This window comes from Streptomyces sp. JNUCC 63 (assembly GCF_054366325.1).
Map to the genome: position 1 here is coordinate 646,628 of NZ_CM135963.1, position 21,332 is coordinate 667,959.

The following is a 21,332-nucleotide window of genomic DNA, read 5'->3' on the forward strand; positions in this document are numbered from 1 at the left end:
TGACAGGCTCCAGGGGCGCGCGGCGGCGCGGGTGCGCGGCAGGCTCGCGAGAACGGCGACGGGCGCCGAAGCGCGAGGGCAGCCTGCCTTCATTAAACTAATGACTATAGATAATCATAGGGGCGCGGGGGTTCCGGTGCCAGCCCCTGCGCGGGTCCGTCGCCCGCGAGGCCCGGCCCGGCACCCGCACCCGCTCAGCCGTCGGGGGCCAGGTCACGCACGGCGCGCACGGGGTCCTGCGGGTCCCCCACGAGGTGGATCACGGGCGTGGTGACCCCGTTGTCGACGTACTCACCGATCCGCTCCCGGCAGTGCTCGGCGGGGCCGTGGATCACCAGTTCGTCCACCACCTCGTCGGGCACCGCGCGCAGCGCCGCCCGGCGGTCCCCCTCACCCCAGGCCCGCCACATCGGTCCCAGGACATCATCGCGGCCCAGCCACTCGTGGAAGGCCCGGTAGACCGGGACGTTGAGGTAGGCGGTGATCATCCTTCGGCCCAGGGCGCGGGCCGTCTCGGGGTCCGCGCCGGGCATCACGAAGATCCGCGCGACGATCTCCTTGGCCGGGTCGCGCTCGCGCACGTAAGGCGCGATCGTGCGCACGTCGCGCGCGGAGAGCCAGTTGACGACCGCCCCGTCCCCCTCCCGGCCGGCCAGCCGCAGCATGCCGGGGCGCAGCGCGGCGATCAGCACCGGCGGCGGCTCCTCGGGGACGAGCCGGGCGGTGAAGCCCCGGACCGCGAAGGTCTCGTAGGTCTCGTCCACCCGCTCTCCGCGCAGGGCGGCGCGCAGGAAGCGCACGGTGTCCCGGACCCGCTTGTAGGGCTCCTCGAAGGGGATGTCGTTCCAGTGTTCGACGATGACGTCGGAGGAGGTGCCCACGCCCAGGGCGAACCGTCCCGGCGCGGCCGCGGCCAGGGTCGCGGCGCTCATCGCCAGCGTGGCGGGCCCCCGGGTGAAGACCGGCACGATCGCGGTGCCCAGCCGGAGCCGGGGCGCCCAGGCGGAGGCCAGCGCCAACGGGGTAAAGGCGTCGGTCTCGTCCGCCTCCGCCGACCAGACGTCGGTGTAGCCCAGGTCGGGCAGGGAGGCGACCAACTCCTTCTGGTCCGCGATCGAGAGTCCCGCCACCGGGAGTGTGATGCCCCAACTCTTCGTCATGCCCGCTCCGTCGTGTGTCGTCGCCCCGGCCGTCGGTGCGGGCCTTCGCCCGTCACCGCGCCCGGCCGTCGCCTTGCCGCCGCGTGTCGTCCGTCCGGCGGACGGCGCCCCTTGCGCCGTCCCGCCCGGTCCGGCTCCGGCGGGCACCCGCACGTGCCCGCCGGAGGTTCCTCGACGCCGTACCGCGGGCCCCCGTCCGCACGCGATCGGGTCGATCGCGCGCGGACGGCGAGGGGTTGTGGCCCGCGGTCGCGCCGATGGTCAGGAGTTGCGCACCAGATCGCGGCTGATGATCTCCTTCATGATCTCGTTCGTGCCGCCGTAGATCCGCTGGATGCGGGCGTCCATGAACGCCTGGGCGATCGGGTACTCCTTCATGTAGCCGTAGCCGCCGTGCAGTTGGACACCGGCGTCGATGACCTTCCACTGCATGTCGGTGGCCCACCACTTGGCCTTGGCGGCGTCCACCGCGCTCAGTGTTCCGGCGTTGACGGCCCTGACGCAGCGGTCCAGGTAGGCGCGGCTCACCTCGATGCTGGTGCGCAGCTCGGCCAGGGTGAAGCCGACGCTCTGAAACTCCGCGATCGCCTTGCCGAACGCCTGCCGCTCACGGACGTAGTCGAGGGTCCAGCGGAACGCCGCCTCCGCCGAGCTCTGCGCGGCCACCGCGATGCCCAGGCGCTCGCGGGGCAGGTTCTGCATCAGGGAGGCCAGGCCGCTGCCGACCGGGCCGAGCAGGTTGGCGGCCGGGACGCGGGCGTCCTCGAAGAACAGTTCCGCGGTGTCCTGCGCCTGCAGTCCGACCTTGTCGAGCTTGCGCCCGCGGGTGAAGCCGGGGGTGTCCCGCTCCACCACGAAGAGGCTGTACCCCTTGCTGCCGGCGTCCGGGTCGGTCCGCGCCACGAGCACGATCAGATCCGCCAGGATGCCGTTGGTGATGAAGGTCTTGGAGCCGTTCAGCACCCAGTGGTCGCCGTCCCGGACGGCGGTGGTGGTGATGCCCCGCAGGTCGCTCCCGGCCGCGGGTTCGCTCATCGCGATCGCCCCGACGGTCTCGCCGGTGACGAAGCCGGGCAGCCACCGCTCCTGCTGCTCCTCCGTCGCCAGGTTCAGCAGGTACCCGAGGACGATGTCGTCGTTGGTGCTGAACGAGGACTGCAGCGAGGACGCGCCGACGCGGGCGATCTCCTCGCACAGGACGACGCGGTAGCGGAAGTCCGGCTCGCCCGCGCCCCCGAAGCGCTCCGGCACGGGGAGCCCCACCATGCCGGCGTGACCGGCCTTCTTCCACGTCTCCCGGTCGACGCAGCGCTCCTCGTCCCAGCGCGCCATGTTCGGCACGACCTCCCGCTGGACGAAGGAACGCGCGGTCTCGCGGTAGGCCTCGTGGTCGGGCTCGAAGAGGTCACTGTCCATCAGGTCTCCTTGTTTCAGGGCGGAATTGACGCGCCCGTCGGTCAGCTGCACAGTCGGCCGCCGGGGCGCGAAGGGGGCAGGCCCCGGGGCGCGCCGCCGAGCCGCCCTCGCGGCCGGGCGGCGCGCCCCGGCGCACACGGCCCGCCCCGTCCGGTCCCCCGTTCGATCCTTGCGCCGGGGTGTGCCGGTGGCCCGGTTCGTCACAGATCCAGGACCAGGGTCGGTGACAGGCACCGGGACACGCACGGCATCATCGTCTTGCCCTGCCGGCGCTCTTCCTCGGAGAGCAAGGAGTCCCGGTGATCGGGCCGGCCCTCGAGCACGGTCGTCTCACAGGTGCCGCAGGTGCCCTCTCGGCACGAGGTCGGCAGGTCGATGCCGACGTCGCCTAGCACGTCGACGATGGAGCGGTCGGCGGGCACGGTGGCCACGGTGCCCGTGCGGGCGAGTTTCACGACGAACCCTCCGGGCTCGGGGGCGTCGTGGAGCGTTTTGGGGGAGAACCGCTCGAGGTGCAGACTCCCCGGCGGCCAGGACGCGGTGAGTTTCTCCACCGCTTCCAGCAACGGCTCCGGCCCGCAGCAGTACACTGCGACTCCGTCCCGGGGTTCGCCCAGGACCGACTCCAGGTCCAGCAGCCCGCACTCGTCCTGCGGCTGGATACGGACCCGGTCGGCGCGCTCACCGGCGAGTTCGTCGAGGAACGCCATGGAGGAGCGGGTCCGGCCACCGTAGAGGAGTGTCCATTCCGCCCCCGCCGCCTCCGCCCGGCGGATCATGGGCATGAGCGGCGTGATACCGATACCGCCGGCGATGAACAGGTACTCGGGGCTGTCGACGAGAGCGAAGTTGTTGCGGGGGCCGCGGACCTGGACACGGTCCCCTTCCGCCAACCTGTCGTGCACGTGGGCGGAGCCCCCGCGGCCGGCCTGCTCGCGCAGCACCGCCACCTGCAATCCGGCACGATCTCCGACATCGCCGCACAGCGAGTACTGGCGTACCAGGCCGCCGCCGAGCACCAGGTCGATGTGCGCACCCGGTTCCCAGAAGGGGACTTCGCCGCCGTCGGGGCACACCAGCGTCAGGCGCACCACGTCCTGGGCCATCTGGTCACGCCGTCGGACGACCAGATCATGAACACTCTCGTTCGCCGGCACCGCTCTCACCTCTCAAGCAGTTGCGGATCGACCACTCGCCGCAACCAAATAATCTTATGGCTGTAGATTAACTGCATCTACTGCGTGCCGCCACCCCCGTCTGCGAAGAAGACGGCTTCCCCCGTCCGGGCGTCCCCCGGGGTCGGGACGCACTGGACCGGGGACGGGAAGGTTCACGGAACCATCGCGAGGCGGCGGAGTGCGGGGGTCGGCCCCAAAGGCGGGACCGGCCGGGGAAAAGGCGGCAGAACCTGCCCGACTCCCTGTCACGACGAGGACAGGGCGACCCGGGCACGGCGGCGTCGCAGCCCGGCGCGCGGAGACGCCCTCGACACCCAGGGCAGACGTGGGCCCGACCGCGGTCGGCACGCACACGGCAGCCATTACGGCTCCCAAGTCCCGCACGACGCCGGCGCCGTCGCGTTCCAGCTCCGTCTCCGGGTGTCGCAGGACTCGCCCTGCGCGGCCCAGTGGGGGAACTTGGCGTGACTTCAGCCGGCCATCGGGCCGTGCGCCGCCACCGTCAGCCCGGCCAGGCCCTTGCGCGCCTGCTCGGCACTGGGCAAGCCCGTCAAAGTCGTGACCATGTCAGCCACCTGGCCGCCGCCCGCACCTGCCGGCACCGGGACCGAGGGGGACGGCTTGCCGTCCACTGTCCCCGGCGACGCGGCCTCGGCGGACGATCAGCCTCACTGCGGCCGGGCGCCGTCATCGAGTGACCGTGAGTCAACCGTTCGTCTTCCCCGCCCGGGGCACGGATGGGAGCCGGGGGGGCGCAGGACGGCTCCGCCGTCCCGGCGGACGCGCCCGGCCCGCGCCCGGAAGCCAGCGCGAACAGGTCACCCGGAGCCCACCAGGAGGAGGGCGAAGTCGCCGTACTGGTACACGATCTGGTCCTCCGTCAGCTCTCCGTCCTCGCGGTACCAGACGGCCACGCCCATCCCGAGGTCCAGAATGGCGTACGAGGTCAGGCGGGCCGATGCGACGTGGAAGCGTCCCGCGGCGACCCCGGCCTCGACCAGCTCGCGGAATGCCTTCTCGTACGTGTCGCGCCGGTCCAGGACCGCGGTGCGGTGCGGTTCTTCGAGGCTGCGGATCTCCCGGTTGCCGACGAATGCCTCGAGCCGGTGCCGCGCGTGATAGCGGACGTGGGCCTCGGTGGCGCGCCTGAGCCGCTCGGCGGGGTCCTCGGTCCCGGCGACGGCGGTCCGGTGGGCGGCGAGGAGCGCGTCCATCGTGCCGATCATGATCTGCGCGAGCAGGGCCTGTTTGGAGCTGACGTGCTTGTACAGGCTCGGCCCGCGGACGCCGACTGCCGCACCGATGTCGGCCATGGTGGTGGCCGCGTACCCGCGCTGCGTGAACAACTCCAGGGCGGCGGCCCGGATCGCGTGGGCGCGCGGGGGACCGCCGGCTGCCGGAGTGCTGCCGGGCCGGTTCGCAGCAGTGTCTCGATGCGTGCGGGGCTGCGGCACAGAAGGCTCCTCGGCGTGGGCTGCGGGATTCGGCTAGTACATGTTAGCGGGCCTGGGGGCGGTGCGTGGGGGAGAAGTCCTGCGGGTCTTGACAATCCACGCACCGGACCGTTGTCATGTGGCTAACGACTATTAGCCAAGCTGCGAGGCCGCGCAGTGCACGAGCCTGCCTGGCGTCAGGAGGCACCCTTGCCCGTGAACCTGGACCACAGCCCCGAGGTCGGGGATCTCGCCCGCCGTACGGCGGAGTTCGTCCGCGAGGTGGTGATCCCGGCCGAGGAGGAGTACCGGGGCGTCTCCGCCGCCGGCGGGGAGGCGCTGCGGACGCGCCTGCAGGAGGCCGCCCGCAGTGCGGGGGTCTTCGCCCCGCACGTCTCGCCCGAGTTCGGCGGCCACGGTCTGGACATGCGGGGCCGCGCCCTGGTGTTCGAGGAGGCCGGCTACTCGCTGTTCGGCCCGCTGGCGCTGAACATCGCGGCCCCCGACGAGGGCAACATGCACATGCTGGAGGCGATCGCCACCCCGGAACAGAAGGAGCGCTACCTGCGCCCACTCGCCGAGGGGCGGGTGCGGTCGTGCTTCGCGATGACCGAGCCCGCGCCCGGCGCCGGCTCGGACCCCTCGGCGCTGACGACCCGCGCCGAGAAGGTGCCGGGGGGCTGGCGGATCGACGGCCGCAAGTGGTTCATCACCGGCGCGGACGGCGCGGCGTACGCGATCTGCATGGCCCGCACCTCCGGCGAGCCGGGGACGCGGGGCGGGGCGACGATGTTCCTCGTCGACGCCGGCAACCCCGGCATGAAAATCGTGCGCCACATCGACACCTTGGACGAGGCCTTCTTCGGCGGGCACTGCGAGGTGGTCTTCGACAACTGCGTCGTGCCGGACGAGGCGGTGCTCGGCGAGGTCGACAAGGGGTTCGAGTACGCCCAGGTCCGGCTCGGCCCGGCCCGGATGACCCACTGCATGCGCTGGCTGGGCATCGCCCGCCGCGCCCAGGACATCGCGGTGGCCCGCGCCGCGGACCGGCACCTGTTCGGCTCCCGACTCGCGGAACTCGGCATGATCCAGCAGATGATCGCCGACAACGAGATCGACATCGCCGCCTCCCGCGGGCTCATCCTGCAAGCCTGCCGGGAGCTGGACCAGGGCCGCTCCGGGGCGCAGTCCACCGCGATCGCCAAGACGTTCACCGCCGAGGCGGTGTGGCGGGTCGTCGACCGGTCACTGCAGATCTGCGGCGCACTGGGCGTCTCCGGGGACATCCTGCTCTCCCGCTTCCTGCGCGAGGTGCGCCCGTTCCGCATCTACGACGGCCCCTCCGAGACGCACCGCTGGGCGATCGCCCGCCGGGTCGTCCGGCGCCACCTGGACGGCCGGACCGCGGGAGCCCAGCCGTGACCGCCGAGGCGACGAGCCCCCAGGGCCTGGACCTGGCGGCACTCCAGCGGTACTTCGAGACCCAGGTGCCGGAAACCGCCGGCCCGCTGCGGGCCGAACTGCTGCACGGCGGCCGCTCCAACCTGACCTACCTGGTCACCGACGGCCGCTCCCGTTGGGTCGTGCGCCGCCCGCCGCTCGGGGTCCTGACGCCGTCCGCGCACGACATGGGACGCGAGTACCGGATCGTCGCCGCGCTGCAGGGCACCGGCGTACCGGTCGCCCGGACGGTGGCGCTGTGCGAGGACCCCGACGTGCTCGGCGCGCCGTTCTGCGTCGTCTCCCACGTGGCGGGCACGGTGCTGCGCACCCGCGAGGACCTGCACGCCCTTCCGCAGGCGGACATCGACCGCTGCGCCGGCGCCCTGGTCGGCGTGCTCGCCCGGCTGCACGCCGTGCCGTACGAGGAGGCCGGGCTCACCGGCTTCGGCCGGCCCGAGGGCTACCTGACCCGGCAGGTCCGGCGCTGGCGCGACCAGTGGTCACGCGTCGCCACCCGCGACCTGCCCGACATCGACACCCTCCACCAGCGCCTGGCCGCCGAGGTGCCCGCCGAAAGCGGCGCAGCCATCGTCCACGGCGACTACCGCATCGACAACGCCATCCTGGACCCGGCCGACCCGGGTACGATCCGCGCACTCGTCGACTGGGAGATGGCCACCATCGGCGACCCGCTCGCCGACCTGGGCATGACGCTGGTCTACCGGGACCCGGCGTTCGACCCGGTACTGGGCGGCTCCGCCGCCTCCACCAGCGACCGGCTGCCCTCCCCCCGCGACCTCGCCGAGCACTACGCCCGTGCCTCCGGCCGGGACCTGGGGCGGCTCGCCTTCTACCTCGGCCTCGGCTACTTCAAGATCGCCGTGATCGCCGAAGGCATCCACGCCCGCCACCGGGCCGGAATGACCGTCGGCCACGGATTCGAAACGGTCGGCGACGCCGTGCCCCAGCTCGCGGCAGCCGGGCTGCGCGCACTCGCGGAAGGGAACACCTCGTGAACGCCCGGGCAGTCACAGCGGATTCCCCGGAAGAGGAACGCTTGGCCGCGCTCGTCACCGGATCCTCCCGCGGCATCGTGTAGGGCTCGGAAAGTCATCGCTGCACGTCAGGCCGCGTATCGGTACTCGTTGATGACGCCGCCGAGGACTCGGGTGCGTAGGAGTCTTCGGTCGTCGAGGTCGTGGACGGTGGCGGGCCGGCGGTCGGCGTCGGGTGGGAGCTGTTGGCGTGCCCGGTGCGGCCGATGCCTGTTGTAGTGGTCCTGATAGCCGGTCAGCACCCACCGGGCGTGGGCCTCGCCGGTGATCAGGACGTGGTCGAGGGCCTCGCGCCGGATACTTCCGATCACCCGCTCGCAGTGTGCGTTCATCCGGGGAGCCCGCGGCGCACTCAAGATCACATCCAGGCCCTCGGCCTCGAAGACCGCGTCGAACGCCGCACCGTATGTGTCGTCGCGGTCCCGCGGCAGGAACCGCGACGAGTCCCTGCGCATGCCCAGGTCGGCGGCCAAGTTCCGGGCCTGCCGGCCGCTCGTTCCCGGGTCGGGTGGGCGGTGACGCCGGGGATGTGCAGCCGCCGGGTGCCGTGCTCGAGGAACGCCGGCGCATACAACCGCCCACCGAGCGCGGTGTCCACGTGAAGGAAGTCGACCGCGACGATGCCCTGGGCCTGGGCCGTCAGAAACTCCCGCCAGGTCGGGCCGGAGCGGAGCCGGGTCGAGCCCGGCCGCATGCAGGATCTGCCACACCGTGGAGGCGGCGATCGGGTGCCCGAGCCGGACCGGTTCGCCCTGGACTCTCCTGTGCCCCCACCGTGGATTCTCCCTGGCCAGGCGGAGGGTGAGCTTCTTGAGCGCGGCTTTGACGGGTGGGCGGCCGGTTCGGCCGCGTCGGGCGGTGTAGTCCCACTTCGCCACGATCAGTCGGCGGTGCCAGGGCGGCAGGGTCCCCGCGGCGATCGGGAAGACCGCTCGCCGGCGGCGGCGGGGGATGAGTGCGGACAGCGCCGTGAGCCAGAACCGGCCCGCGGCCTCGTAGCGCACCGGCCCCTTGAGCCGCCGACGCAGCACCGCGTTCTCGTGCCGCAGTACGAGCAGCTCCGCGTCCTTGGCCGTGTCGCGGCGCAGGAGCACCGTCGGGACGGACAGCAGCTTCCGGGTCATCTGGTACGGCAACGGCACGATCACTCATGCATGATCCCAACCGCCCCTGAAGGCGCCCGAGATGCGCCCTCACTTGCAGCGATGAATAAACGAGCCCCACAGGATCGATTCCACTGTGAACGCCGCGGTGTCGTGGTCGCACCCGACGTTGACTCAGCCGGTGTTCGCGGTGATGTCATAGAGCCCGTAGGGGACGGCCTTGCCCGGCCCCTGCCGGTCCAGGAAGTCGTGCGTTTTGCTCCTGGCCGGTTCCTCCTTCGGCATCCGCTCACGGCCGCCGTTCTTGTACTGGCCGACCAGCTCTTTCTTCTTGGTGTCCACGCTGATCACGAGGTCCCTGGCGTCCCGGTGATCGCGGGCTTGTTCGTTGATGCAGCGGAACTGGGCGTCGCGGCCCGGGTGCTGCGTGCCTTCGATCGTCTTGGCGTTGGCCTGCAGGCTGAAGCCCTTCTCGCGCAGCAGGTCGCCCACCGTGTCCGCCGGGACGCGGTGGCCTTGCCGGGTGAGTTCGGCGGCGAGTTTGCGTGTCGACCTCGTCGTCCAGCGCAGCGGCGACATCGGGTCCCCGCGCATGTCCGGCTCGACCAGTGCCAACAGTGCAGGTCGCAGCCCCAAATCCACCGCGGCGGCCCTCTTGCGGCCGCCGTCGGGGCGGCGGACCCGACCCAGCGGCTCCGCACCCGCTTCCAGCTCGTCGACGCCGTTGCGGACGGTGGTCTCGCCGACCTCGGCCGCCCGCGCGGCAGCCCGGATCCCGCCGTGGCCCAGGATCCGGGCCTCGGCCCCCCTCAGCAGACGGCGCTGGCGCTCGCCTGCTCAGGCCGTGGTGGGCAGGTTGGCAGCGCCGGTGGCCTGGTCCCAGATCGCGAAACGGACGGTCATCTCGGCTCGGTGGCCGGAGGCTGTCATCAGGTGGCGGTGGGGGCGGAAGTGCGGTGAGATGCCGCTGAACGCGGACAGGAAGCGCTGGGCTGCGCCGACGGAGCGGAAGCCCTTCATGACGCGTTCGCGCTGCCGGGTGGGCTGGTGGCTGTTCTCCGCCCGGTTGTTGAGGGACTTCGACTGCCGGTGCTCCACCGACGGCATGACCTCACGGTGGGCGGCGCCGTAGGAGCGCAGCTTGTCGGTGACGACCACCCGCGGCACCGCACGCGTCTTCTTCAGCAGGCGGCGGAAGAACCGCCGGACCGCAGCGGTGTCCCGCCGGTCCTGCACGAGGATGTCCAGGACGGTGCCACCGGCGTCGACGGCCCGCCACCGGTACGTCAGCTCCCCGTTGATCTTCACGAGCACCTCGTCCAGGTGCCCTGTATCCCCGGGCCGGGGCCGGCGGCGGCGCAGGCCGTTCGCTTAGGCCTGGCCGAACTTGGCGGACCAGCGGCGGACGGTCTCACAGGAGACGAGGACGCCGCGCTGGAGCATCACTTCCTCGGCCTCGCGGTAGGACAGCGGGAAGCGGAAGTACCGCCACACGCAGTGGGAGATCACCTCGGCCGGGTACCGATGACCCTGGTACGACGGCGGCGCGCTGTCCACGGACGGTCCCCCTCCACCATGACCAACCCGAAGATCATCCCACCCGGTCAGCCAACGTGACAGCACCCCGACCATGCCCGCCGGACCGGTAAGCCTGTGACAGGGACCCGCAGAAGACAAGCGCCTTAAACTTATTGCTGTCGGTTAATACCGGTCAAGACCCCGAACCTCTCCTCGTGAGCACGGGATGGCCGTCGCCAGGCGATTCCCCAGATACTCCACACAGTCGGCCAGCCGACCACAAGGGCCAGGACCGACGGGGCGCGGCAGTGAGGAGCACCCGGGCGCCTGCAAGGCCTTGCCCGACCTGGCGAATGCCATTAGGTTTACGGCGCTGCGGTGGACGCCACATCCCGTGCTTCCGCCCTCTTGAACGCTTTGTCACCCAGCCCCCCGTGACGCACCGGACAGCATGCCGTGGGCGTCCGGCTCTCCCCTGCACACCTCACCAGAAATCAGGGCCGGGCTGTGCGTGGGAAACACAATGACTCGGCTCACGACCTGGAGGTTCCCATGAGTGGCTACTCGTTGTTGGCAGGGGTGCGCATCCTGGAGGTCGCCCACCTGGCGCCCTCGTCTGTCGGTGGCCATCTTGCTGATCTCGGTGCCGAGGTGATCAAGGTCGAAACCGGGCCTGTGGGCGATCCCGTGCGCACCGGTGGCTCCCTGGCGGTGGGCGGACCCGACGGTCCGGCCTTCATGCACCTGCGCTGGAACCGCGGCAAGAAGAGCGTGGCGCTCGATTTGCGGAGCGACGCAGGCAAGGCTGCCTTCCTGGAGCTGGCCAAGGTCAGCGACGCGGTGATCGAGGGAACACGTGCCGGCTATCTCGAATGGCTGGGCCTGGGATACGACGTACTGAAGGAGACCAACCCGGCGCTCGTCTTCTGCACGGTCTCCGGCCTCGGCAGCGACGGGCCCTACCGGCGGCTGGGCAGTGGCGGACCTGTCTTCGACGCCTACGCCGGCCTGCGCGAGGTGGCGACTCCGAGCACGCCCCCGGACAAGGGCATCGCGGGCTCGACCGCACCAGGGATCGCGATGTACGGACTGGGCGCCTACGGAGCGATGGGCATACTCGCGGGGATTCTCCACGCCCGCCGCACCGGGGCAGGGACACGGCTCGAGGTGGCCGGCATCGACGTGGCAGCCAGCTGGATTCCGGACGAGACCGACGCGGCCCTCAACGAGGGCCGGACGACGCAGCGCTCCGCCTGGCTGCCCGACGGGCGGCTGCCCGACTGGCCCCGGTTGGAGGCGTACCGGACACAGGACGGCGGCGCCATGCTGTTCGGCGCCCACGTGGAGAAGTTCTGGCGGAACTTCTGCCATGCCGTCGACCGTCCGGACCTCCTGGAGATCGACCTGACCACCGTCGACGAGGGATCCGCCCGGCGCGCCGAGACGGTCTGGCGCGAACTGCGCGCCATCTTCCTGGAGCGCACGCGCGAGGAGTGGACTGAGCTCTTCCTCACGCACGACATCGCCGGCGGACCGGTGAACAGCGTCCACGAGCTCATCCAGGATCCCCATTTCAAGGCCCGGCGGAACACCTACACGGTCACCTACGACGGCGTGGGCGAGCTGGAGCTGATGGTGAGTCCGGTCCGTGTCGCCGGAGAGGACTTCGCAGCCGATCTCGCCCCGGAACTCGGCGCGCACACGTGGGAGGTGCTGCGGGACGTGGCGGGCTACGACGAAGCGGTCCTGTCCGAGCTGGGCCTCAAGGGAGCACCCTCACAGGCTGCCGGACGCAACGTCGGCGCGTCCTGACAAGCGTCACACAGTCAACAGAGAACACGGCCCGACATCCCGTATCCGTCGGTCACCCGTGCCTCTTCCGAGCAGCTTCTGCTCATCAGGGCGAGTCGCAGGCTCGGCGCGGTCAGCCGGGGGCTGACGGATCAACACCGCGCTCTGCCGTCTTGCGCATGAAAACAGCAACCGAACAAGGGACATGGGAAGCTGGCATGAACATCAATGATCTCGTTCGCTACTGGGGGAAAAATCGTCCCGACCACGCGGCGATCATCTTCGGTGACGACGTACAGAGCTGGGCAGAACTCGACGCGGTCTCCGACGCCCTCGCCCGTGGCCTGGCGGCTCGCGGGGTCCGCAAGGGCGACCGGGTGGGCGTGCTCATGCGCAACCGCCCGGAACTCGCCCATGTCATCCTGGCCACTCTGAAGCTGGGCGCGATCAGCGTTCCGCTCAACTTCCGGCTGCTGGCCTCGGAGCTCGCTCCCCTCCTCCAGGACGCCGACCCGCGCGTCGTGGTGACCGAGGGCGAACTCGCCCACCTGCTGGAGCCAGGGCACAAGGCGCTCGGCTTTGAGATCTTCGCCACCGATTCGTCCGACCTGCCGGGATACAACCTGCTCATGGCGGAGTCCGGGACGGTGCCGATCACCGAGGTCGACGAGAGCGACGGCGCGTTCATCTGCTACACCTCCGGCACCACGGGAGTGCAAAAGGGCGCGCTGCTGACGCACCGCTCCGTACTGGCCCCCGGCCAGGCCCAAGTGCTCACCCACGGAATCTCGTGGCGCGACCGCGTATTGCTGGCCGCGCCTCTGGTCTACACGGGCTCAGTCATCTCGGTCTTCATGCAACTGGTGGTGTACCCAGGCGCGACGATGGTGCTGCCCGGCGACTTCGACGCCGAGCGCTGCCTCGACGCATTGGAGCGGCACCAGGTCACGGCGACGACGACGGTCCCGGTGGTCTGGGAGCGCATGGCGGCGCTGCCCGGCTTCGGACGGCGCAGGCTGGCCGACTTCAAGTTCGCAGGAGCGGGCGGCGCCCCGGTGAATCCGGACCTACTCAAGGTCTACCAGGCACGCGGTATCCCGGTGACGCAGGTCTATGGGCTGACCGAGGCATCGGGACTGGTCTCCACCATGCGGTACGAGGATGCGCTCACGCGTCCCGGTTTCGCCGGGCTGCCGCTCGTGGGCACCGCCATCCGCATCGCCGATTCCGAAGGCAAGACGGTCCCGGCCGGCGAGGTCGGGGAGATTCTGGTCCGCGGCTCGCACACCATGCACGGCTACTGGAACCGTCCCCAGGAGACCGCCGAGACCCTCGTCGACGGATGGCTGCGCACCGGCGACCTGGGCCTGCAGGACGACGGCGGCTTCCTCAAGGTTGTCGACCGGAGGAAGGACGTGGTCATCTCCGGAGGCCTGAACATCTACCCCGCCGAGATCGAGAAGGTTCTCGGCTCCGTGGAGGGGGTGGTGGACCTTGCCGTCATCGGCGTGGCGGACGACAGGTGGGGCGAGGTCCCGATGATCGTCTTCCATACCGACCAGGACCCGTCGGTCGTCGCCAGCCGCCTCGCATCGACCGCACAAGCCTCCCTCGCCCGCTACAAGCAGCCCAAGCACGCGGTCGCCCTGGCGCAACCGCTCCCCCGCACCTTCTCGGGCAAGCTCGCCAAGCCGGTCCTACGGGAGCAGTTCACGCGCACGCCTTCCGACGCGATTGCGCTGTCTCCGTCCAGCTCGTGACAGGCAGGCCGGGCGGCCCCGAAATGCCGGGGCCGCCCGGCCACAAGTCCCTCAGAAGTCCGGCGATTGCTCACTGAGATCGTTTCATCCTGAAGTTGCTGGTCACGGGACTGGTGTGACCGGTAGCGGGAGTTCCCGTACTGGTCGGTGGCGTGATCGGTAGCAGGTGATCATCTGTCACCGGGAGACTTCGGCACGGGTGAGGACGAGCAGGGCCCGCAGCAGTACGGTGGCGTGACGAGCAGCCAGACGGAGCTTGGTGAGGATCCGCCAGTTCTTCAGGTCGGCAAAGCCGTGTTCATTCGCGGCGCGTTCGCGGGCGACGAGCCTGTTCGCCTCTTTCTGCGCGGCGGTCAGGCGCCGGCCGCGAGCGGCGCGGTAGCCGGTGATGATCACCGGGTTGTCCGGGTCGTCGTCCAGGCCGAGGTCGGCGATGGCGCCGAGGCCGGCTTCGCGCAGGCGGGTGGTGAGGTGGTCGTGCCGGGCAGCGGTGACGTCGTGGGTGCGGCCGCGGCGGGCGGCCGAGACCCAGATCAGGTTGCCCTTCTCGTCGGTGAGGGCAAGGACGTGCAGGCCGTGCATCTTGCGTTTGCCGGAGTAGTTGGGGTGGTCGTCGGCGCCGGTGCGGCGCCGGGTGGGTATCAGCGTGCCGTCGATCAGCACGACAGCCCCGCCCCGTTTGACGATCTTCTTCAGTGCGCGGTCCAGCCGTTCGGCGCGGGCGGCCAGCAGGTGGATCACCTCCAGCAGCCAGCGGCGCACGGTCGAGGCGGAGACCTGGTAGGCGCCGGCCATGTCCGCGAGTCGCTGGTCATGACGGAGCACGGCGAGGACGATCAGGGCGATGCGGCCCGGTGGGAGCTTGCGCCACCGCGAACCGATCTTCTTCAGGTGGGTGCGGACCAGGCCCGCGACCATGTCCAGGGTCGCGCTCGACAGCGGCAGGCGACACGGCGTTGATGCCCCTATGGATGTCAAATAGCGGTTGCGGCACGTGCGCGGCTGGCTGCGGGGCTCGGAGTGGCGATGAGCCGGTAGGCCTCCCGTGCGGTGTAGCGCTTGAGGCAGCGGATGACTTCTCGGCGCGTCTTGCCCTCGGCAAGGCGTCACTGCAGGTAGTTCCGGGGGCGGTCGTCCCAGCGCAGGCGGCTGAGGACGATCCGGTAGAGGGCGGCGTTGGCCTGGCGGTCGCCGCCGCGGTTGAGTCTGCGGCGCTGGGTCTTGCCGGAGGACGCTTCGACCGGGCTGGTGCCGCACAAGGCAGCGAAAGACGCCTCGCTGGTGAGGCGTTCAGGGTTGTCACCTGCGGCGATGAGCAGGGCTGCGGCGCTGTCCGGGCCGACGCCGCGTACGTCGAGCAGACCGGGCGAACTCGCCTTGACGGCCTCGGCTATCCGCTGGTTCAGGTCGTCGATCTCTTCGGTCAGGTGCTGGATTCGGCGGGCCAGCAAACGCTGGGTGTGCCGGGCAGCTGTAGCAGGCCCGGTCGTGTCCAGAGCTCCCAGTGCGGCGCACCGCTTGATCAGGTGTGGGTTGGTCAGGCCGGCCAGGGCTTCGCGCAGGGGGGAGTCGGCGCAGACCAGGACGCTCTTGAGCTGGTTGATGGCCTGGGTGCGGGACTTGATCGCGGATCCCTTGGCGAGTTTGACCAGTCGCAGCATCTCCACCGGGCCGTCGCTCGTCTTGGCCGTGGCGGTGGCGCACCCGGACAGCACGGCGCGGGCGGCGGCCTCGGCGTCGACGGCGTCGGTCTTGCCGTGGCGCCGGCGGGCGGCCTTGTCCGGCTGGTTGACCTCCGTGACCTTGATTCCCTCGGCGTGCAGGTGGCGGGCCAAGGCCGCCCCGTAGGAGCCGGTGCACTCGACGCCGGCACGTCGCATCACTCCGAACGAGCGTGCCCAGGCGACGAGTTGACGGTATCCCTGCGCGGTCGCCGGGAAGCTCCGGCCGTCCAGGGCGGCACCGAGCATGGTGATGACAGCCGCGGCGTGAACGTCCTTGTGGGTGTCCACGCCGAGCAGGACCTCCTCAGCGGTGTCGGCCGGGATGTGACACGGGGCAGCGGGCTGCGTGATGCTGGGCAAGGTCGCCTTCTCCTGATCGCCTTGGGTGCTGGTGGCCGTCGCCGGGCCGGGGCGGTCAAGACTGTGACGGTGCCTGTCGCGAAGGCCCCTATCGGGACACGTCCCCTGCCCGGCGGCAGCACGCACCGCACCGAGCAGGTAGCCGACAGATCAATGCCAAGGCACACGGCCAGTCACGTTGCGAGTCAAGCCACCGCCCGGAGCAGCACCCGATCATCCTCACAGTCACGTTGTTGGGTGCGTGACTGTCTGATGGTGCGTCGGGGCGTGGTGAGCCCGCGGCCCGGACCTGTGCTCAGGCCGTGGTGGGCAGGTTGGCAGCGCCGGTGGCCTGGTCCCAGATCGCGAAACGGACGGTCATCTCGGCTCGGTGGCCGGAGGCTGTCATCAGGTGGCGGTGGGGGCGGAAGTGCGGTGAGATGCCGCTGAACGCGGACAGGAAGCGCTGGGCTGCGCCGACGGAGCGGAAGCCCTTCATGACGCGTTCGCGCTGCCGGGTGGGCTGGTGGCTGTTCTCCGCCCGGTTGTTGAGGGACTTCGACTGCCGGTGCTCCACCGACGGCATGACCTCACGGTGGGCGGCGCCGTAGGAGCGCAGCTTGTCGGTGACGACCACCCGCGGCACCGCACGCGTCTTCTTCAGCAGGCGGCGGAAGAACCGCCGGACCGCAGCGGTGTCCCGCCGGTCCTGCACGAGGATGTCCAGGACGGTGCCACCGGCGTCGACGGCCCGCCACCGGTACGTCAGCTCCCCGTTGATCTTCACGAGCACCTCGTCCAGGTGCCCTGTATCCCCGGGCCGGGGCCGGCGGCGGCGCAGGCCGTTCGCTTAGGCCTGGCCGAACTTGGCGGACCAGCGGCGGACGGTCTCACAGGAGACGAGGACGCCGCGCTGGAGCATCACTTCCTCGGCCTCGCGGTAGGACAGCGGGAAGCGGAAGTACCGCCACACGCAGTGGGAGATCACCTCGGCCGGGTACCGATGACCCTGGTACGACGGCGGCGCGCTGTCCACGGACGGTCCCCCTCCACCATGACCAACCCGAAGATCATCCCACCCGGTCAGCCAACGTGACAGCACCTCTGATCCCAATCGTGCAGGGCATACCGTCGATCCGCTCCCGGCGCGGCCGACGACACCGCAGACCGGGCAAGCTCCACGGCGACAAGGGATACGACTACAACCACCTGCGGCGATGGTTGCGCGGCCGCCGCATCACACCCCGGATCGCACGTAAGGGAACCGACTCCAGCCGGCGGCTGGGCCGGCACCGCTGGACCATCGAACGCACCATGGCCTGGCTCGCCGGCTGCCGGCGCCTCCACCTTCGCTACGAACGCAAAGCCACCCACTTCCTGGCCTTCACCAGTATCGCCTGCACCCTCATCTGCTACCGCCGACTCACCAAATGAGATGACTTGTTACCCCGACACGGCAGGGGCGCCCGCCGCCGGGCGGTGGAACCCCGTGGCAGCCGCGGCCCGCTGAGTCCGGACATCACTACTCGGGCTGCAGGATGCCCTCCGCCACTAGGGCCTCGACCTCCTGATCGGCCAGACCGAGCAGCGAGGCCGCGATCTCCCGGGTGTGTTCGCCCCGCACCGGAGCCGGCAGCAGCGGGGCGACTGGGACCGATGTGTACGTCGCGACCTGGAGGTTGGCCCGCAGGGGCATCGGCAGAGCGGGGTGCTCGAGGTCTGCGAAGGCACCGCGGGCGGTGAGCTGGGCATCGTCGAGTTGGTCGGGGCCGCGGGCCATCAGCCCAGCCGGGACGCCGGCCTGCTGCAAAGCGGCGATCGACTCCTCCCGGTCGCGGCGGATCAGCCACTGGGTGAGCACCCCGGCGGCCGCGGCCCGGTTCCTGAGCCGACCGGCCACGTTCCCGAGGAGGGGATGGTCGGCGAGTTCCGGCCGGCCCACGACCCGGCACAGCCGTGCCCAGTCGTCGTCGTCGCGCACCGAGACCACGCACCACTCGTCGTCACCGGCGCACGGGAAGACACCCGACGGCGCCTCGGCCAGCGCGATGTTGCCCTCGGGGCCGACCGAGCCTGGCTGCAGCGACTCGGCGGCTAGGTGGCCACCGAGGTGGGTGAGTGCGACGTCGGACTGGGCGAGCTCGATGAGGCAGCCCCGGCCGGACTCCAACCGGGCGATCAGCCCCGCCAGCACCGAGACCGCAGCGACCTGGGCGGCGACGTGGTCGGGGTAGACGGTCGAGCCGTCGGCCGAGCCGTACTCGACGTCCGGGTAGGCCCAGAGCGCCGAGACACCACACGACGCACGAACCAGCGGGCCGTAGCCGAGACGCTTGCGCCACTCCCCCACGTTGCCGAACGCGCTCGCGTCGCAGATGACGATCCGCGGGTTGATCTCGGCCAGAATCTCGTGGGTGAGGCCGAGGCCGGCCAGTGTGCCGGGCTTGAAGTTGGCGACGACCACGTCCGCGGTGGCTACCAGCGAGCGGAAGATCTCGACGCCCCGGGGGCTACGCAGGTTCAGACCGAGTCCGCGCTTGTTGCGGTTGCCCCAGGCGAACGACGCCGCGAAGGCGCCCTCTCGTCGCGATTGCCGCAGTCCGTCCGGGTAGGCGGCGTTTTCCACCTTGATGACGTCGGCGCCGTTGTCGGCGAACTGGCGACCGAGCTCGGCGCCGAATACGTTGACACCGAGGTCGAGCACCCGCAGACCCGCGAAGGGCCGATCGCCGTCCGCGAGCTCCGGTCCGGCCGGCAGCACGCGCGGGGGCCAGAAGCCGTCGGCACCGAGCACCACGTCGTCGTGCTCACCGAGCTCTGGGGACCGGGACCGGTGCCCGGCGCGGACGCCGTCGACGCGTACCTGGCCGGAGGGGACCCGTGCGGTCACCCCGGGCGCGATCTCGACGTCCGCGAGGACGCCGGAGGTGACGAAGTGCGGCACGGTGAGCACGTCGGCGACATCGAGCACCTCAGCGATCGGGATGCCTCGCTCCGCACCCTCCCCGACGAGCTCGGCGCGGGTGTGCCGGTCGAAGAACTCCTGGATCACGGCATTGAGTCGCTCGGCGGCGTGGAAGCGTGCCGGGATGGCGTCGAACTTCGGGTCGGCGAACTCCTCGGGCGAACCCAACCACTCGAACATCGCCCGCCACTGCCGCCGGGAGAGCAGGCAGGTACGCACGTGTCCGTCGGCGCAGCGGTAGACCGGGTAGTAGTTGCGCGAGTCGGGCCGGCCACGCGGGAAGGTGTCTGGTCGCGCCGCGGCCGCGGATCCCTGGGTCCCGAAGACCGGGTCGAGACCGTGCACCACGGCCTCGTAGGCGGAGACGTCCACGGACTCACCACGGTGCGTTCGACGGGCCTGGTAGTGCGCCAGCAGCGCGGCCCAGGCGACGTGCGCGCCGGTGTGCCCCTCGACCAGACCCACCGGGGGCAGCAGCGGCTCGGCACCCGGGAACCCGGACCGCGACAACACGCCGCCCATCGCGTATAGGACGTGCTCGGTCGCCTGGAGGTCGCGGTAGGGACCGGTCTGTCCAAAGGCGCTCACCTGGACCACGACCAGGCCCGGCACCTCGGCGGTCAGTCGACCGGGCTCTAGACCCGCATCGGCGAGCCGTCCCGGACCCCAGCAGTCGACCAGGATGTCTGCTGCATCGACGAGGTCGCGCAGCTTCGTCATGTCGCAAACGTCCGCGGCGTCCAGCACCACACCCAGCTTGTTCGCGTTGTTCAGGTGCCACGCCCACCGGCTGATGTCACCCATGGGCGTGCGACGTCGCCCGGCCGCCCCCTCGGGCGGCTCGACCTTCACGACCTCGGCGCCCAGGTCGGCGAGAAGCCGGGTGCCGGAGTCCGCGAGCTCGCCTGCGAGCTCCACGACTCGTAGACCGGCGAGCGGGAGCTTGGCGCCTGCGCTCATGCGGGCTGCCCTGCCTCGGACTCGGCGAGCTTCCGCGCGAGCTGGCGGTGCAGGTGCTGCGGCCCGGCCTCGTTGCGGCCGTAGATGTACACGCCGCTGACCGCGAGGGCGTTGGCCTGGATGGTCTCCTCCATCGGCCAGTCCTCCTTGGTGGCGGCCTCCTCGAGGATCTCCCAGCTCTTCGCGATCCGCTCGGCCATCTTCTCGTCGTAGGTGTCGGGGTCGGCGAGGAACCGGATGTGGATCGTGCATTCCGACGGCGAGTGGGCCGATGGCCACGTCGTCCAGAACTCGATGTGGTGCGGGGTGATCGCGGCGTTGACGTTGGGGAAGACGAACATGCTCGACCCGACGTGCTTGTAGAAGCCCTCGACCTGGTCCTCCTCCCCGGCCTCGACCGCCTTCTCCAGGCGCATCCGCGGGGTGAACGACTGCATGTGCAGGCCGCTGGACTCCACCACGCAGGTGTTGGTCGAGATCAGCTTTCCGACGCCGTACGGGTGCAGGAACTTCGGGTGCAGGCTGTCCACGGCGCCGTCGACAACGAGCTTCCAGTTCACCGGGACCGTGAACTGCTTGTCCAGCACCAGCAGCGACTTCTCGTAGTTGAACTCCCGGAAGCGTTCCTCCATGTCCGCGCCCAGGTACTCCGCCACGGTCTGCGGCTTCTCCCCAGGGTCCAGCGTGACCCACACCAGGCCGTGTCGCTCCTCGGTATGCACCTGGGCCAAGCCGTGTTCGAGGCGGTCCAGCGGCTCGAAGAACTGGGCATACGGGATGTGCCGCAGAGAGCCGTCGCGGTCATAGGTCCAGCCGTGGTAGGAGCAGGTGAAGGCCCGCTTCTTTCCCGCCTCGCAAACCTCGACCCGTCCACCGCGGTGCTTGCAGATGTTGATGCTGGCGCCCACGCTGCCATCGCGCTGACGCACGATCAGCAGTGGAGTGCCCAGGACATCCCGGGTGACGAAGCTGCCCGGATCAGGCAGCTCTGAGTGGTGCGCGACGACCACGGGGACGGTCCGCATCAGCGCCAGCTCCCGGGCCGCATGCTCGTCGTCGGTGAAATGGGACGTCGGGACCCGAAGCTCGCTGTCCGCCAGGTGCGTCGTGTTCTCTTTGAAGTACCGGATCAGCGTCCCGAGCACCTGCTGGTGGTTGGACAAAGGTCCTCCTAGGAATGAACTCGCTCGAGAGAAACGGTGACGGCCATGTCGGCCAGACCATCTTAAACCTACGACCAGAAGTTTTACTAGATGGACAGGTGTGCAGTGGACGAGGTCGGAGTCGTTGGTGGCCGCGGCCGCCATCCCCGCCGTGAAGTCGGGGGCGGTCGGCACCTCGGTGACGATGGATGTCAGTCACCCCCCAGGCTCCCTTACGACTTGGTAGGTCACCTGGCGGTTCGACTAGTGAGTGATCAGCAGGTGGCCGGGCGGACGGGCACCAGTTCGGTGCTGGTGCGCCGCAACGGTCAGCAGGAGAGTCGT

Annotated in this window: 11 protein-coding genes and 6 pseudogenes; 5 read left to right on the plus strand and 12 right to left on the minus strand. The window is 70.4% G+C overall.

Translation table 11 applies throughout. From position 1 onward, the window contains the following. Nucleotides 1-194 precede the first annotated feature (194 nt). The 4 genes from ACX25U_RS03025 to ACX25U_RS03040 all read right to left on the minus strand — a co-directional run bounded on the left by ACX25U_RS03025 (nucleotide 195) and on the right by ACX25U_RS03040 (nucleotide 5,208). Nucleotides 195-1,160: an LLM class F420-dependent oxidoreductase gene (locus ACX25U_RS03025; RefSeq protein WP_454388803.1), complete on the minus strand. Its 966-nt coding sequence runs from the start codon at nucleotides 1,158-1,160 to the stop codon at nucleotides 195-197. 261 nt (nucleotides 1,161-1,421) lie between these two features. Beyond that, nucleotides 1,422-2,576 (minus strand): acyl-CoA dehydrogenase family protein, encoded by a 1,155-nt coding sequence (locus ACX25U_RS03030; RefSeq protein WP_454388805.1) that lies wholly within the window; start codon nucleotides 2,574-2,576, stop codon nucleotides 1,422-1,424. Between the two features lie 200 nt (nucleotides 2,577-2,776). Continuing rightward, on the minus strand, nucleotides 2,777-3,682 hold the full coding sequence (locus ACX25U_RS03035; protein ID WP_454394782.1) for a PDR/VanB family oxidoreductase: 906 nt from the start codon (nucleotides 3,680-3,682) through the stop codon (nucleotides 2,777-2,779). An 890-nt stretch (nucleotides 3,683-4,572) separates the two neighbouring features. Further along, nucleotides 4,573-5,208, minus strand: coding sequence for a TetR/AcrR family transcriptional regulator (locus tag ACX25U_RS03040; RefSeq protein WP_454388807.1), 636 nt, complete (start codon nucleotides 5,206-5,208; stop codon nucleotides 4,573-4,575). A 189-nt stretch (nucleotides 5,209-5,397) separates the two neighbouring features. Here ACX25U_RS03040 and ACX25U_RS03045 point away from each other — a divergent pair, with 189 nt between their 5' ends. Both ACX25U_RS03045 and ACX25U_RS03050 read left to right on the plus strand, forming a co-directional pair. Then, nucleotides 5,398-6,609, plus strand: a complete 1,212-nt coding sequence (locus ACX25U_RS03045; protein ID WP_454388809.1) for an acyl-CoA dehydrogenase family protein — start codon at nucleotides 5,398-5,400, stop codon at nucleotides 6,607-6,609. Further along, nucleotides 6,606-7,646 (plus strand): phosphotransferase family protein, encoded by a 1,041-nt coding sequence (locus ACX25U_RS03050; RefSeq protein WP_454388811.1) that lies wholly within the window; start codon nucleotides 6,606-6,608, stop codon nucleotides 7,644-7,646. Before ACX25U_RS03045 ends, ACX25U_RS03050 begins: the two co-directional genes overlap by 4 nt. A 107-nt stretch (nucleotides 7,647-7,753) precedes the next feature. On the opposite strand, the pseudogene ACX25U_RS03055 reads toward ACX25U_RS03050, so the two are convergent. The 3 pseudogenes from ACX25U_RS03055 to ACX25U_RS03065 form a co-directional block, all read right to left on the minus strand. Beyond that, nucleotides 7,754-8,833, minus strand: a pseudogene (locus tag ACX25U_RS03055) (integrase core domain-containing protein). A gap of 132 nt (nucleotides 8,834-8,965) precedes the next feature. Beyond that, a pseudogene (locus ACX25U_RS03060) lies at nucleotides 8,966-9,619 on the minus strand (ISAzo13 family transposase); the annotation flags it as partial. A 6-nt stretch (nucleotides 9,620-9,625) separates the two neighbouring features. Next, nucleotides 9,626-10,345: pseudogene (locus ACX25U_RS03065) on the minus strand (IS6 family transposase). 513 nt (nucleotides 10,346-10,858) lie between these two features. Here ACX25U_RS03065 and ACX25U_RS03070 point away from each other — a divergent pair. Both ACX25U_RS03070 and ACX25U_RS03075 read left to right on the plus strand, forming a co-directional pair. Further along, a complete protein-coding gene (locus ACX25U_RS03070) occupies nucleotides 10,859-12,118 on the plus strand; it encodes a CaiB/BaiF CoA transferase family protein (RefSeq protein WP_454388813.1) in 1,260 nt (419 codons plus the stop codon). Nucleotides 12,119-12,315: 197 nt separating this feature from the next. Continuing rightward, nucleotides 12,316-13,857, plus strand: coding sequence for a class I adenylate-forming enzyme family protein (locus tag ACX25U_RS03075; RefSeq protein ID WP_454388814.1), 1,542 nt, complete (start codon nucleotides 12,316-12,318; stop codon nucleotides 13,855-13,857). Nucleotides 13,858-14,034: 177 nt separating this feature from the next. Here the strand turns inward: ACX25U_RS03075 and ACX25U_RS03080 are convergent, their stop codons facing one another. The 3 genes and pseudogenes from ACX25U_RS03080 to ACX25U_RS03090 form a co-directional block, all read right to left on the minus strand. Continuing rightward, the gene (locus ACX25U_RS03080; protein ID WP_454388816.1) at nucleotides 14,035-14,775 is read right to left on the minus strand and encodes a transposase family protein; all 741 of its coding nucleotides are present in this window, start codon (nucleotides 14,773-14,775) and stop codon (nucleotides 14,035-14,037) included. Nucleotides 14,776-14,831: 56 nt separating this feature from the next. Beyond that, nucleotides 14,832-15,941, minus strand: a pseudogene (locus ACX25U_RS03085) (IS110 family RNA-guided transposase). Nucleotides 15,942-16,236: 295 nt separating this feature from the next. Continuing rightward, nucleotides 16,237-16,956: pseudogene (locus tag ACX25U_RS03090) on the minus strand (IS6 family transposase). Between the two features lie 89 nt (nucleotides 16,957-17,045). On the opposite strand from ACX25U_RS03090, the pseudogene ACX25U_RS03095 reads away from it, so the two are divergent. Continuing rightward, nucleotides 17,046-17,354: pseudogene (locus ACX25U_RS03095) on the plus strand (transposase); the annotation flags it as partial. Between the two features lie 88 nt (nucleotides 17,355-17,442). Here ACX25U_RS03095 and ACX25U_RS03100 read toward each other — a convergent pair. Next, nucleotides 17,443-19,845, minus strand: coding sequence for a CaiB/BaiF CoA transferase family protein (locus ACX25U_RS03100; RefSeq protein WP_454388818.1), 2,403 nt, complete (start codon nucleotides 19,843-19,845; stop codon nucleotides 17,443-17,445). Continuing rightward, on the minus strand, nucleotides 19,842-21,008 hold the full coding sequence (locus tag ACX25U_RS03105; RefSeq protein WP_454388820.1) for an aromatic ring-hydroxylating oxygenase subunit alpha: 1,167 nt from the start codon (nucleotides 21,006-21,008) through the stop codon (nucleotides 19,842-19,844). Before ACX25U_RS03105 ends, ACX25U_RS03100 begins: the two co-directional genes overlap by 4 nt. Between the last annotated feature and the right edge of the window lie 324 nt (nucleotides 21,009-21,332).

Excerpts from the sequence above, each read along its gene's own strand:
- ACX25U_RS03100 (WP_454388818.1), bottom strand. The coding sequence starts at position 19,845 with ATGAGCGCAGGCGCCAAGCTCCCGCTCGCCGGTCTACGAGTCGTGGAG.
- ACX25U_RS03030 (WP_454388805.1), bottom strand. The coding sequence starts at position 2,576 with ATGGACAGTGACCTCTTCGAGCCCGACCACGAGGCCTACCGCGAGACC.
- ACX25U_RS03025 (WP_454388803.1), bottom strand. The coding sequence starts at position 1,160 with ATGACGAAGAGTTGGGGCATCACACTCCCGGTGGCGGGACTCTCGATC.
- ACX25U_RS03070 (WP_454388813.1), top strand. The coding sequence starts at position 10,859 with ATGAGTGGCTACTCGTTGTTGGCAGGGGTGCGCATCCTGGAGGTCGCC.
- ACX25U_RS03035 (WP_454394782.1), bottom strand. The coding sequence starts at position 3,682 with ATGGCCCAGGACGTGGTGCGCCTGACGCTGGTGTGCCCCGACGGCGGC.
- ACX25U_RS03080 (WP_454388816.1), bottom strand. The coding sequence starts at position 14,775 with ATGGTCGCGGGCCTGGTCCGCACCCACCTGAAGAAGATCGGTTCGCGG.
- ACX25U_RS03075 (WP_454388814.1), top strand. The coding sequence starts at position 12,316 with ATGAACATCAATGATCTCGTTCGCTACTGGGGGAAAAATCGTCCCGAC.